This window comes from Rhodococcus sp. MS16 (assembly GCF_013277795.1).
In the GTDB taxonomy this organism is placed as follows: Bacteria; Actinomycetota; Actinomycetes; order Mycobacteriales; family Mycobacteriaceae; genus Rhodococcus_F; species Rhodococcus_F globerula.
Map to the genome: position 1 here is coordinate 14434 of NZ_VBTM01000002.1, position 13655 is coordinate 28088.

A 13655-nucleotide genomic window follows, 5' to 3' on the forward strand; every position below is an offset into this window, starting at 1 on the left:
GATACGCACGTCGAATGGCAGTGCCGGACGACAGTGGGTCAGAGCGCGGCGTGGGCGATCAGGTCGATGACTGCCCCTGCAACGACAGTCAGGGATTCGGTGGTCGTGGAGCGAAGCTGGGAAGTCGCGATCCGCTCTCCCGACGCGAACAACGGCTCGAACGGCATCCGACGAACTGAATGGACGCCGACTTCGAGGAATGCGTCGACGGCTTCGATCTCGATCATCGGAGCATCACCTGGTCCGTCGGCAATAACGACGATCGTGCGGGCCAAGATGTTTGATCCCGCGGTAGCAGCGAGGTCTAGCAGCATCCGGTGCGCGGCAGCGGCGGCATCGCGGCGCAGTGGCACCGGAACGACGAGGACGTTCGCGTTCGAGGTCGCCCACTGCCAACTCCCGGCCAACCGGTTGTTGCCGGTATCGGCGATGAGAATCTCGCGATGCTCGGACAGGACATTGGCCAACGACTCGACGTCGTCGTATCCCAGGGCGGTACCGTCGAATCCGTCGAAAGCGCCGGCCACGACGTCTTCACCGCCTGGCTGACGTGCCAGGAACTGCGACAACTCGGAAGGACGGATACTTCCTGGTGCTGCGGCCTGTGCGGCAACTAGTGCGAGTACATCCTGACCGGCGCGCGGTGGAACGGAGACGCGGTCAGCGAGGCTTCCCCCGACCTCTGCAACATCCGCGCAGACCGTACTTCCGGCTCCCCGATGCTGAGCGATGACAGCGTTCAATCCGACTGCGATCGGGGTCTTGCCGACACCCCCTTTCGGGTTGGCCACTGTCACGATCGAGAACCCCGGAATCGGCCCGGTGATCGCACCAATTGCGGCGCGTTGACGCATCTCGGCGGACTCAGGTTTCGGTGCCAGTCCCAGGTTCAGAACGGCATTGAGTCGACCCCGCATACCTGTGCGCGCGGGTTCGCTTGATCCGGGCGTGATCTCGGGAGCAGCGAGTACCGACATCGCGGGACGCGTGCTTCGTGTGGAGGCGTGAGCCTGTGACCGCCGGACGCTTGTATCGGGGTTGGGACGCTGCCACGGGACTGGTGGGCGCTGCCGCTGCACGTTGCCTTCCCGCGGCACTGCGTCGGGGGCGGAAACCGGCAGGTGGCCGATGGGGGCCACGGACATCGTGACCGGTTCCGGTGCAACATCTGCCGGAGCTACTTCCGGCTCGCCTGTCAGTTCCTCGGCTACGCCCGGCTGCTGCGACTTGGCGGTGACGGACATCGTGACCGGTTCCGGTGCAGCATCGACCTGCGGAACTTCCCGCTCAGCAGCAGCCGCGACGATCGGCCCTGTCGGCAACGACCGCGAGACATTCCCGTCAGGGGCGACGGTGAGGTAATTCGTGCGTCCTGCTTCGTTCACGACGACCTCTACCGGTGCACCCGCATCAGCTGAATGCTTGCGGCTGTACGCAGCGATCACAGCGTGGATTGACTGCCCCTTGTCGGCGGTCAGTTTTACCTCTTCGGCCCCTGCCCCGCGCGCGACGGCGGTCCGCTCGCCGGTGATCTCGATGGCAAGGGCGGACATCAGGCGTTCGTTCCGCTGAATGCAGCGACGCCGGAGAGTTCGTGGTCCATCTCCGAGACGATGGTGACTGCTTTGTCGAGTGCCGCCAGAGCGTCCTCTCGTGCCTTGCCTTCGGGCAGAACCTCGATGATCTGGCGGCGGGTCGCGACGGCACTCTTGATCTCGTCGAGGCGCGGCTGAGTCAACTCCTGCTCTTCGCTGAGCTTGGCGAGCCACGGTGGGACGCCGTCTTTGAGGACCTTGCGCAGTGCGGTGATGACCGGATCCCCGCCGCCCTTCGTCGGCGCGAAGGGACCACGAAGCAACGTGATGTCCTCGGTGGTGGGGGTGATCGACTGGGAGATACGACGAGCCATGGCGATGGACCTTTCTTGTGGTGTTTCGAGGGTTTCGGGGGTGGAGCGTTCAGGGGTCACACGGACTCGAGGACCTTGTCCGGCTCCGGTAGGAACACCACTTCGTGCGGCCCGTAAGTGATGTGGTTTTTCACCCGTCCGGTGCCGCCCACGGTGATCGTGGTTTCGGTGACATCGCCGGTGTCCTTGTTGCGGATGACGGTCACGGCGAAGACTGTTGCCTCGTGTTCGGTTCCGTCCTCGCCGGTAACGAGGATCGTCATTCCTTCGGTCACCGAGTGAGCCGGAATCGCATCGACATCGTCGTCCACGGCTGCGGCAGAAACGGCCTGATCCGTGTGGTCTTCGCCGAGCTGCGTCGGCTCCGGGGCGTAGCCGCGTTCGCGCGCTGGCGTGGCCATCGAGCGTTCGGATTCGACGAACTGGCGCAACTCTTTCGAGTAGAACGCAATCTGCGGTTCCACCTGTGGCCGGAGCCCGTTGATGATCGCCTTCTCGGAGTCCGAAAGCTGATTCCACTTGTTCGGGTGGGGGTCGACGTTCGGGGTCCACCACATCTGCGCATCCACGGGAGAGCCGTCGTTGCCCAATGCCACACCACGACCGGGAACGGAGGTGTCGATTTCGCGGCCGACTTGCGAGTCTCCCCACAGCATCATCGCGCCGTCCTGCGAAAGATTACCGAGCGAAATTCGGGTGCCGAAGTTGTCGCGTGCGTTACCAGAGGCGCCGCCGAACAGTGACGCGTCGGGACGCTGCACACCAAGCAACAAGCGGATACCAGCGGATCGTGCGAGCACCGCGAGATCGGCCCACGCACCGAGCGGATCGAGTTCCTTGAGCATCTCGCGGGTCTCGTCGTCACCGGTCTTCGCCAGTCGCTGCCACTTGCCGGAGAGGATGAAGAATTCGTCGAGCACGGTGATCAGAAGCGGAAGCTCCGAGGGCTCGATCTTCTTCACGTGCACGTAGTGATTGCGGGCCATCATCTCGCAGTGCAGCGCGCGCACCAGCATTGCCGAGCGGACAGCGTCGTAGACGATTGCAGCGCAACCGGGATACCCCTCGAGTCCGTCGAGTTCGATCATCTTCGGATCGACGCCCAGGAACGGAATTCCGCGGCGCGCAGCTTCTGTGAGCAGTGTGCGGATAACCGACGTCTTGCCGCCGCCGGTCGGGCCGACGATCAGGCAATGCGGCTTGTTCGACTTCGTGGAAATGTCCCAGAACATGGTCAGATCCGATGCCGCTGTCGCATAGGGAAGGTGGCGCAGATTCTCGTCGACAAGTTCGAGTGGATGATCGACACGTGTGGGTAGCGGAGCACGCAACATCATCAGAAGAAAACCTTCGGACGGGAACCATTGCGTCGCCCAGGTGCGGCCTGACTCGTGGGTTCCGGCGAGGGAGGTGAGAGCCTCGTCGATTTTGCGCTGGAACCCGTGCACGCCGCTCGACATCGACTGGCTGTAGGTGATCTTGTAGCCGGTCTCGGAACCGTCCTCGTCGTACGAGTCGACCGTGACGGCCGCGTCCTTGAGCGGTCCGCCCACGAGGACCTGTTCGAGGACCCGGTGGCGATCGGAGCGGGTGTCGGGTTCGACTTGCTTGCGGGTGATGACGATCTGATCGCGGTGCGCTTGATGAGCAACCATGTGGGTCCACTTCCCTGATCGCCGGTTTACGGAAGCACGTACTGCACTGGTGAATTCGTCCATCTCTTTCGGACGGATGATCGCTCCGCGAGGAAGTTTGATCTTGGCGTTGCGCAACGCGCCAATACCGGGCGGGAATCCGACGGTGACCTTCACCGGAAGGTGCCGGGTGGCTTGTCGTACGTGGGCATCGAGCCGAACGCGGTGACGGTGCGAGATGAACCGCACGACGTCGAATGCGATCAGTGCGAGGGTGGCGAGCAGGAGGAGCCAGCGGTAGCCGTGAATCGACGCGGCTGCGATAGCGCCCTGGCTTTCGGGTGCTTGCCCGGTCAACTCGACAAGTCGTGGAACGTAGAACGCGAAAGCTGTTGCGATGACAATCAATGGCGCGATCGCGCTGTACTTGCCGACCACAGGTTTCTCCGATTTACCGGGCTGCCCTGTTGTCTTCTCGGAGCTAAACAGGTCGACGAGGAAGTCCTTGAGGGGGTCGTGCTGACCTCTGCCCATCGACTGCTCCTTTCGCTCGATTCGCACCCCTCTACAGGTCGCGCCGGGTGTGTTGTGGGAGCACCTTCGCAGAGTCGGGAAAAGATTTTCAAGGCGCCTGTGGATAACTTTTTTCCTAGCCTCCAGCCGACTCTCTGACACCTGTTCCCCGCATACGGATGGACAGCACCGAAACTCTGTCGATGACAGCTTTCACCGATACCGATTGCGGCACTGGATAAACCCGCCGCGAACCGTGGAATCCTCCGCTCCGCAAGGGGTGAAACGGCGACGGAAATGATCTTGATTCGAGTACTTCGAAGGGTATTGCGAGGCACTGAAATCAAAGCGCCGAAGACACCTCTGCGCACCGTCTTCAACCGCGAATTTCGGACCCCAGTCGCAGCGTCGTCAGTCGCCTTTCAACCCTGCCTGAAACGGGTCTCGATCACCCCGATGGCGACTGTTCGCGCCGTGATCTTGGTCCGGCGATCAACACCCGAAAGCAACCCTCCGACCAGCAGTTCCCGAAAAGAGTTGGCGCGGAGCAATTTTCATGACTACACTGCCGCTTTCCGGCCCAGAGGGCCGGAAAGCGGCAGTGACCCCCGGAGGGGGAACGGTGAATACACCCGTTTCACACACCATTTCGGAACCCCGCAAAATTACCCCCTGAAACTACCTCACTTCACACCTGCCAACGCTGGTACTTGAACGACAACATCCGCGGGCGTCTGGACCGATGAGTTCCCACTTCTCCGCACCCCCACACTTCGCTCACTCATGGCGGCGTTCCACAGCCCTTCGCGACGGGCTTCATCACCCCCGCCCATGAGTGGTCGAATCCACCTCTGCGACAAATCCCTTCCGCAGGACTCTGATGGCACCATGCCAGAAAAGTATCCACAGACTCATCACCACCACTGTCGACACAACGCTCCGAACCCCGCGCGACCACCTGCGAACACACCCTCCACTGCTCTACCCGTTGACGAAACCCCTCCCAGCAACGATGGAAGGACCCGCAACCACTCGACAGAAACCGGCATACGCGAGCCGAAGAACCTCTCACTGAGCATGACTCGTCCACCACAGCGCACGGAGTTGCACCGAACCCGATGCGCACTCACTGGAATCGAAGAGGTTATCCACAGGCGCCTTGAAGTCGAAGCACCACTTCTTCTATGTTCCCGCGCAACCACATTCGTGGGATCTGGTTTTCAACTGTTGGAGAGTGTTCATGTTTTCTATCGCTTCCACTGTGATCGACCTGTCGGTCGCGACGGCGCACCCACCTGCCCCTGCGGATGTCGTCACTCTCGCGCAATCGACGGACGTCAACACCGGCGGATTGCGGGCGTGGATCAAGGACAACGTGGTGTTCACGATCCTGATCGCACTCGCGTGTGTGGTTCTCGTCGGCGGACTCAAAGGCAATCTCTCGAGAGTCTTCACCGTCGGCGGACTGGGTCTGTTCGGACTCGCATATCTCGGGATCGCGACCTCGGAATCCGCCGCCACCGGGATCGGCAACTGGATCCTCGGCCTCGTCGGCATTCAGACGTAGCCCCTCCCGATATTCACCCCGAGACCACACGAACGGAGCACACAGTGATCGACAACGACGACCTGATGTACCGCGTAGACCGGCACTATCTCGGTCCGACCGGTTATCCCCTGCCGGTCCGGATCCGCTACACCGCCGGCCTCGTCGGCGCGTCCGCATTCGTCGTGGTGTTCGTGATCGCTCGGGGAATTTTGCATGTACCACTCGGCTTCAAAACCCTTCTGGTGCTCGCACTGATCACGGTGTGGATCACTACCCGCATCGCTAAATTCGTCACCCCCGACCGGCCACTGCGTTCGGTGTTCAAGGCCGCTCTCAACGACCTCGCTGCTCCGCGTCCCCCGAAGGCCGGCAAGACCGTGTTCGTGGCGCTACCGGCACGGCTTAGCAAACACGCATCCACGTCCGACGCCTGTGCCCATTTCGACGGTGAGGATCACCGATGACCCTTCACGACAACGACATTGCCGCACTGTTCGACCCGAAGGTCGAGGATCCGGTTCCGGTGGTTCTTCCAGGCTCGCTACCGCCGTCGTGGGCAGCTGCGCAGTCGAGTGCGCGCCGTCCCGAACAAGCATGGTCCGAAGCGGACCCGACACCGGTTCCGAAATACGACGACAGCGGCGAAGACGACTACGACGAGGACACCCAGCCAACGCAGTTTACCGATCCCGAGCAGGTCGCAGAGAAGATCATGCGACGTCGTGGTCGCCGCGGCCGGACCACGAAGAAGGCACGCAAGTCTGCCACCGATCGCGAGAAAGATGCCGCGAAGAAGCGAGTGGAGCGCGAACGCAAGGACGTCCACCTGAAACTGACCGGCACTTCTGCCAACATCACCCGAACCGCGACAACGTCAACGGCGTGGTTCTGGCAGCAGCAAGGACCCTGGAATTTCCGCACCACCGGTAAGCAACGCCGCTTCATCCAGGACGAAGCGATGATCTTGACCAACCTGCAGAAAGCAGGCGTGCGCAAGCTGCACCGCCGACTGGTGCGCACCCCGTTCCCGGTGACGCAGTGGGCGATCGACCACAACGCCTGGGCCACACCCATTCCGGATGTGCCCGGCGCGCTGTCGTGGGCGGATTACCTGCGCGGTCAGCAGCACGCGATGTTGTGGTCGAACGCAACAATGAAGGGCCGCTACTGGGGCATCGAACTACCCGAGCGTTCCGGGCTCGGGCGAGGTTTGGATTGGACTGCTCGAACGCTGCGGTACACGGCCGACTGGCCTCTACTCGGCCAGGTCTGCACGTGGGTGAACCGGTGGGCCGATGACGCCTTCGAGCGCGAGCAGAAGGCGCTCGCGGATCACCTCGCAGCGTTGGAGCGGATCATGTCGGGCCGCGGCGCGAAAGCTGTTCCCGCGTCCCCTACTGCGATCGATTACCTGCTTCGCCGCTCCGCAACGATCGGTCTCCCTCTCGAAGCGAGTGGAACGATCGCGGGCGGCGGCGACTGGACCGAGACCGACGTCGCGGCCCTCGAAGATCTCACCGACCTGTCCCTGACCCCGGGTGACGGCTACACCACCGTCTCCGGTGTGGTCGACGGCCGCACGTACACCGGTGTGGTGATCGTGTTGACGGTCGGGCGCATGGCACCGCTGCCGATCCCCGAACGGATGCTCCCGTGGCAGATCATCGGCGACCCTTCCGGGGAGCCGCAGGAGTGGTCGGATCGAATCGAACTGCACGACAAAGCATCGACCATCCGCAAGATGCGCTCCCTCACCGGCAAGATCGAAAGCCAATTCGACCACTACACCGTCGAACACGATCAGGTGCCACCGAAAGAGTTGGCACAGCAGCACGCTCGCGCGCAGAACGTGATCTCCGATGTCGAGGAAGACCATTCAGGACTCGCGACGCGCACCACCGGCTGGTACCGAGTCGCCGTCGTCGGCACCAGTCCGGACGATGTTCGACAGAAGGTCTCCGCTCTGCAAGAGATGTACTCCCCGCACATCGCGCTCGAACACGAGCACGGCCAGTACCAGTTGCTGCGCGAGTTCATTCCCGGCGAGCCGCAGGCGAACATCGCCCATGCTCGCCGGATGGACGTCGAAGCTGTCGCCGCCGGCATGGCCACGGTCAGCGACCGCATCGGTGACCGGCGCGGTGTCGTACTCGGTGAGACCTCCTCGATCTCTCCGCGACCGGTGATCTGGGATCTGTTCGCCGCCCACGAAAGGAAACACAAGTCGGGGCTGACTCCGATCGTCGCTGTGCCTGGATCGGGTAAGACGTTTCTCGCCGGCATGATCGTGTATCAGGCGGTGCGCGCCGGCGCCTACGGGGTCGTTCTCGACCCGTCCGGACCCTTGTCGAAGCTGGCGAGTCTCCCCGAATTCCGCGATATCGCCCGCGTCTACGCACTCACGGGTCGGGACTCACGCGCGGGAGCGTTGAACCCGTACCGGGTGATCACCAACCCCCGGCGCGAGGACCCCGAATACGACGCCGCCAACCCTGATTTCGCGCGCGACGCCGATCCGCATGCAGCGGCGCAATCGAAGTTCGCTGCCGACAAGCGTGCCGCCGAAGCGGAACGTGTCGAGGTCGCTGTCTCGGTCCTGAAGATGATGCTCACCGAACGTCATCTGCATCAAGAGCACACCGAACCGGTTCTGCATTTGGCGGCGAACATGGTCGGCGGCGACAGCGACCACAACCTCCGCGAAGTGCTGGCCGCGATCGAGACCATCAGTGAGAACAACCCGGATCAAGCGGTCAGGACATGCGCGAGTGGGCTGTATCAGCAGCTCGAATTGATGTCCAGGCTCACCGAAGCTCGTGTGCTCTTCCCCGAAGAAGGCACGATCGGCAGCGGCGCCGATTCCTTCGACAACGACATCCGCCTCACCATCTTGACGATGCCCGGCCTGCAGTTACCGCCCGAGGGCACACCATCCTCGCAGTGGACTCCCCAGCAGCGCATGACCGCACCCCTGATGCACATGGCCGCGTGGCTGGCGAACCGTCTCGTCTACGAAAAGCCGCGCCACGTCCGCAAAGTGCTCTTCCTCGACGAAAACAAGTACCTCGAATCCACCGGTGCCGGCCGCACCCTGAACCTGCGCATTGCACGCGACTCACGCAAGTACCTGCTCCGCGCGCTCGTCTGCTCGCAACTCCCGGACGACTTCCTCGGATTGGACGGCAGCGACGACAAGACCGCGCTGACCTACGAAGTGTTCGTCGGCGACGTCGGCGGCGATCCCCATGCGATCGCGGGCGCCCTGAAACTGCTCAAACTCCCTGCAGAGCAAGGCTTCGAGCAGTTCCTCGCCGAACTGGGAAGCGGCGGTGAAGACACTCTCGACGAGGACACCGACACCTCGTACCAGGATCAAGCACGACGCTGGATGATTCGGATGGCCGACGACGTCGAGTTGGTGCGCTCGAGCTGGATCCACTACGTGCATCTCGCACATGTCTTCGAGGCGCTGAACTCCTCGTCGTCGAAGAACGCACTCGGCGGGCCAGCATGATTACCCTCGAACGCCGCCCTGTGCCCGCGATTGGGAACACCCAAGTTGAGCCCCGTCGGGGGCGCGGTCACCGGTTGGGTGGGCGTTTGGGGCGCGTTCTGACGGTTCTGGCATTGGGGCTGCTGTCGCTGATCGGTGGCGGTGGGACCGCATCGGCGGGCGGATTCGACTGCAAGGACGTCCCTACCCCCGAATACCCGAACTCGGTCATGGCGTCGGAATTCGATTCTTCGAGCAAGGACCGCACACCGAAAGAGAGCGGCACCGGTTACGAGACCTACGGGTGGGCCGGCCTGTCGTGGCACACCTACGATCTCGGCTGCGGCAATGACCTGGTCAACGCGCCCCGCGCCGTTGCAGACACGTCAACAGGCAACCTTTTCCTGGCAATCGGCAAGGGATTCGCTGCCGCCGCATTCTGGCTCGACGACCAGACCAAGACCGGCCAAGCCGCTGAGGATGCCGGCATCGCTCCGGCGATGGTTCAGTTCGACCAGATCGTCTCCTCCATCGCCGACGGTATGTTCGGTGTCTACGGGATGTGGCTGGGTATCGCACTGACCGCAGTTGCGGCGATGCTCCTGTGGAACGCGCTCAAATCCAATGCCGCCGCTGTCACTCGCACTGTCGCTATTGCCGGAGCCGCGTTGGCGATCGGGGCGTTGTTCGTCGGAGCACCGCAGAAGGCGATTCAGATCGCCGACGACACCTTCGGATCGATCATCACCGACACCCAAGGGCAGATGCTCTCTGTGTCCGGAAACGACGCAGATCCACGCAACGTGTTGGTCGACAAAATCTTTCTCGACGACTGGCGCAAAGGCTGGTTCGGAACGAACTTCAACGACAACGAGTTGCAACTCGGTCCGCAACTGCGCGACACCTTGGCGTTTTCGTACGCGGAGCAGCTCCAGATCAGCGATGACAACGAGGCCGCAAGCGAACTGGCCGATAAGAAGGCAAAGGATTTCGAGGACAACATCATCAAGAAACTCGAAGGACTGAACCTCTCCTACAACCAGTTCCAGGGCAAGGACTCCGGGCGCACCGGCACCGGATTCATGGCGATGATCAAACTGATGATGCCGTCCGTCCTGTGGATCGGAGCCTCGATCCTCAAACTGACTGCGCTACTTGCCATCAGGCTAGCGATCCTGTTCGCGCCGATCTGGGTTCCGCTAGCTGCCATACACGGCGGCACCCTCGCTCGGGTATGCCGCGCCATCGCAACGGCATACATGTGGGGTGTGGTCGGCGCAATCGTCATCGCCCTCTACTTGATGGCGCTGGTCAAGCTTTACGACACCGGCAACGGGATCGTCGACGGTACGTGGCGGTTGTGGTTCATGATCATCTTGACCGGGGTGTGCTGGATGATCATGAAGCCGTTCAAGCGGATGTCGCAAACAATCACCCAGAACAAAGCCGGCCCACTCAACCGCAAAGCGCGCGGCGCTCAGTCGATGATGAAAAAGACATTCTTCGCTGCAGCGACGGGTGGGACGGGAGCCGTCGCAGGTGTCGCCGGTGTTGCTGCCGATCGAGTCTCGCAGAACGTGAAAGACCGCTACAACACCAACACTCGAGACGGCGCGGACAGCGGCGAGGCACTGTCACGCCCGGAGGGACGCGAGCTCAACCAACGCCGCCGCCAGGAAGTCGACCAGTCCCGCGTCGAAGCACGCAAGGCGATGGATCGCCAACAGCGGCTGACGAATTCGCGACGGGAATCAGCCCACGACGCCGCCAAACGGGATCTCCAGACGAGTGAGCCCTCCGAAACCGACACAGACAACGCAGCGGTGAAGCCTCGGATCCAGATACCGACGACCAACAGAGGCAGCGTAGTCGCCAGGCAGCTTGTCGGATCCGAGAGCGGCTCTGCACGCAGCTCCTCGTCGGTGAGCGAGACATGGGACGGCGGGCCGCGCTCGAACATCGCGCCGACCAAGGTATTCTCTCCAGTCTCTGCCGATGCCTCCGTGGAGAGGTCGGTTCCGAGACCCACACCCCAGCCGGTCCCGTCGACGCCGCCCCTGTCGACGGGGCGGTTGTGGACGCCGTCGTTGACCTCCGCAGGCGCTACCGACCACGGTCAGGGGTGACAGATGCCCACCAACACAGCCAATCCCGTACTCGCGCCGATCCGGCGATGGGTGCTCTACTCACGGACCAACCTGACGATCACGATCGTCTCCGCGTTCGCCGTGTTGTTCGTCGCCGGATCACTGTTCAGCCAGTCCCCCACCGCGGCGAACACGGCATCCGCAGCGGATATCACCGCCACCACGGCGACTGCGTCTGTTGATGCGGCGGTCGCCGGCGACCTCACCTACGACCTGGTCGAAGTCACCGAATCCGCCATCGCAGGAAAGTCCGTCGCTGCTGTCGCCGAGAGCGCCCCGGCCACAGCGATGACATACGCGCACACCTACGTCGACCAATCGCTCTCCAACAGCGAATGGAAAACCAAGCTCGGCAAGCACACCGCCGACGCACCGAGTGCGACCCTCGTCAACGCCCGCCCGCTCGTGCCGGTGGCGATCACCGGGCCGACGCGGAGCGAAGGCGTGGCCGGTACCGGCGGCGATAGCGCCGTGCTGGTCGTTGTGCCGACGCAGGTCGGCAACCTTCGCATCACCCTCAAAACAGCTGAATCCGGATCGGGTTCGGTGTGGCAGGTGCAGTCGCCGTTGCCGACGCTCGATCGCAGTGAGGTCGACAAGCTCGGTGCTCCGTCGCTGGCTAGTGCACCGACTTCCGAGACGGTCACTACCACCGCGGCGCCACGATCGACGACCAGCTCCCCCGCCGCGTCGACATCGACGCCGGAACCGGCAGCCTCGACACCCAGCCCGACTGCAAGCCAAGAGCCCGCACCGATCCCGGTGCCGGGTCCTATCCCGATCCCCGATCTCGACACCCCGCTACCGGGGGCACTGTGACGCGCCGGACGGTGGCGCTGATCCTCATCGCTGGCACCACCGCTGTTCTGGGGTTGTCCGGGTGCGCGCATGATCCGGTCATCCCCAAGAACCGCTGCGGCAGCACCTCGCCGAGCGAGAGCGACACAAGTGAATCACCAAGCAGCAAAACGGAACTGAAAGCATCTGGGCCGATCACTCAGCCCACCAAAGCCGGTACGACAACGCAAACCTCACCGTTCGGGCCCCGTTGGGGAACCGAGCACAAAGGCGTCGACTTCGCCGGCCCCGTCGGTACCCCGATCTACGCCGCCCTCGACGGCATCGCGGTCAAAGCCGGCCCCTCCGGTGAAGGACCCGGTGTCGGATTCGAGAACTGGATCGTCATCGATTCGCTCGTCGACGACAAGCCCGTGAGCACGGTCTACGGGCACATGTTCACCGACGGGATCCTCATCACCCCCGGCCAGCAAGTCAAAGCCGGTGACCATATCGCCAACATCGGCAACGCCGGTGGATCCACCGGCCCTCACCTGCATTTCGAGTACTGGGAAGGAGGACGACTGCAAGGCGGATTCGCGATCGATCCGCTGACCAAGCTCGGCGGAGCGTCCTCACCTGCTGGTGAGGACGGCGCCGGCAGTCCGAACATCGCCCTGGCCGCATCGTCGTCCTCGATCGACTGCGGCGCCGGATTCGGTGTCGCCGGCGGCGGGGATCTCAAAGCCGGATCAGTTCCTCCCGAGATGGAACCCTGGTTCCGCAAGGCAGGGTCGCTGTGCCCACAGATCACACCGTCACTACTGGCTGCGGATGCGAAAGCAGAGTCCGGGTTAGTCCGCGGGCTGGAATCCAAAGACGGCGCGAAGGGCATCACGCAATTCATGGACCCAACGTTCACCTCCTACGGCCAGGACGACGACGGGAACGGCAAGATCTCGATCTGGGATGACGGGGACGCGATCATGGCCCAGGGCCGGTACTTCTGTGAAATCGCAAAGAAGGTCGACGGCTGGATCGCCGACGGATCCGTCACAGGCGATCCGCGCTCGCTCTACATCGCCGGATACAACGGCGGCGAATACTCCGTCAAGAACGCCGGCGGCATGCCCAGCGGCGGCGACTACACCACCCAGACACAACCGTACGTCGCGAAAGTCCTTGCCTACGAAGCAGAGTTCGCGGCACCTGGAGGTAGCGGCGAGTTGGTCATCTCCCCCGGATCTGCTTCCGGTTCGCAGGTCGTCGAAGCCGCACGCCAGTACATCGGCACCCCGTACGTGTGGGGCGGCGGCAATATCAACGGCACCACAGGCGGCGGCTTCGACTGCTCCGGACTGACCAGCTACGCCATCTACAAAGGCAGCGGCAACCAGGTCACGTTGCCGCGCACCTCAGAGCAGCAATGGACAGTCGGCATCGAGATCCCGATCAACCAAGCACAACCCGGCGACCTCGTCTTCGGATCATGGTCAGGATCCGGTCCCGGCCACGTCGGAGTAGCAATCGGAGACAGCCAGATGATCCACGCCCCCACCACCGGGGACGTCGTCAAACAAGCTCCGTTACAGAGCGATATGAAAGCCCGGAGGGTCATGTGAGTACCGCACGC

Annotated in this window: 9 protein-coding genes; 6 read left to right on the forward strand and 3 right to left on the reverse strand. The window is 62.9% G+C overall.

Translation table 11 applies throughout. From position 1 onward, the window contains the following. Positions 1-38: 38 nt before the first annotated feature. From FEZ60_RS04720 to FEZ60_RS04730, 3 genes are read right to left on the reverse strand one after another with little or no spacing between them, the layout of a single operon-like run. Positions 39-1553, reverse strand: coding sequence for a ParA family protein (locus tag FEZ60_RS04720; RefSeq protein ID WP_172935649.1), 1515 nt, complete (start codon positions 1551-1553; stop codon positions 39-41). Beyond that, the gene (locus tag FEZ60_RS04725) at positions 1553-1909 is read right to left on the reverse strand and encodes a hypothetical protein (RefSeq protein WP_172935682.1); all 357 of its coding nucleotides are present in this window, start codon (positions 1907-1909) and stop codon (positions 1553-1555) included. Before FEZ60_RS04725 ends, FEZ60_RS04720 begins: the two co-directional genes overlap by 1 nt. Positions 1910-1965: 56 nt before the next feature. Then, a complete protein-coding gene (locus FEZ60_RS04730) occupies positions 1966-4077 on the reverse strand; it encodes an FtsK/SpoIIIE domain-containing protein (protein WP_172935650.1) in 2112 nt (703 codons plus the stop codon). Between the two features lie 1219 nt (positions 4078-5296). On the opposite strand from FEZ60_RS04730, the gene FEZ60_RS04735 reads away from it, so the two are divergent. From FEZ60_RS04735 to FEZ60_RS04760, 6 genes are all read left to right on the forward strand, one after another. Continuing rightward, on the forward strand, positions 5297-5623 hold the full coding sequence (locus tag FEZ60_RS04735) for a hypothetical protein (protein ID WP_172935651.1): 327 nt from the start codon (positions 5297-5299) through the stop codon (positions 5621-5623). 44 nt (positions 5624-5667) lie between these two features. Beyond that, positions 5668-6069, forward strand: coding sequence for a hypothetical protein (locus tag FEZ60_RS04740; RefSeq protein ID WP_172935652.1), 402 nt, complete (start codon positions 5668-5670; stop codon positions 6067-6069). Next, entirely contained in the window at positions 6066-9119 is a 3054-nt protein-coding gene (locus FEZ60_RS04745; RefSeq protein WP_172935653.1) for an ATP-binding protein, read from the forward strand. Before FEZ60_RS04740 ends, FEZ60_RS04745 begins: the two co-directional genes overlap by 4 nt. 86 nt (positions 9120-9205) lie before the next feature. After that, positions 9206-11224 (forward strand): hypothetical protein, encoded by a 2019-nt coding sequence (locus tag FEZ60_RS04750; RefSeq protein WP_242484444.1) that lies wholly within the window; start codon positions 9206-9208, stop codon positions 11222-11224. A gap of 3 nt (positions 11225-11227) precedes the next feature. After that, positions 11228-12064 carry a hypothetical protein gene (locus FEZ60_RS04755; protein WP_172935654.1) on the forward strand — a complete coding sequence of 279 codons (837 nt, stop codon included), beginning with the start codon at positions 11228-11230 and terminating at the stop codon, positions 12062-12064. Beyond that, on the forward strand, positions 12061-13644 hold the full coding sequence (locus FEZ60_RS04760; RefSeq protein ID WP_172935655.1) for a peptidoglycan DD-metalloendopeptidase family protein: 1584 nt from the start codon (positions 12061-12063) through the stop codon (positions 13642-13644). Before FEZ60_RS04755 ends, FEZ60_RS04760 begins: the two co-directional genes overlap by 4 nt. Positions 13645-13655: the final 11 nt, after the last annotated feature.

Coding starts and splice junctions, on each gene's coding strand:
- FEZ60_RS04720 (WP_172935649.1), bottom strand. CDS start 1,553: ATGTCCGCCCTTGCCATCGAGATCACCGGCGAGCGGACCGCCGTCGCG.
- FEZ60_RS04725 (WP_172935682.1), bottom strand. CDS start 1,909: ATGGCTCGTCGTATCTCCCAGTCGATCACCCCCACCACCGAGGACATC.
- FEZ60_RS04730 (WP_172935650.1), bottom strand. CDS start 4,077: ATGGGCAGAGGTCAGCACGACCCCCTCAAGGACTTCCTCGTCGACCTG.
- FEZ60_RS04735 (WP_172935651.1), top strand. CDS start 5,297: ATGTTTTCTATCGCTTCCACTGTGATCGACCTGTCGGTCGCGACGGCG.
- FEZ60_RS04745 (WP_172935653.1), top strand. CDS start 6,066: ATGACCCTTCACGACAACGACATTGCCGCACTGTTCGACCCGAAGGTC.
- FEZ60_RS04755 (WP_172935654.1), top strand. CDS start 11,228: ATGCCCACCAACACAGCCAATCCCGTACTCGCGCCGATCCGGCGATGG.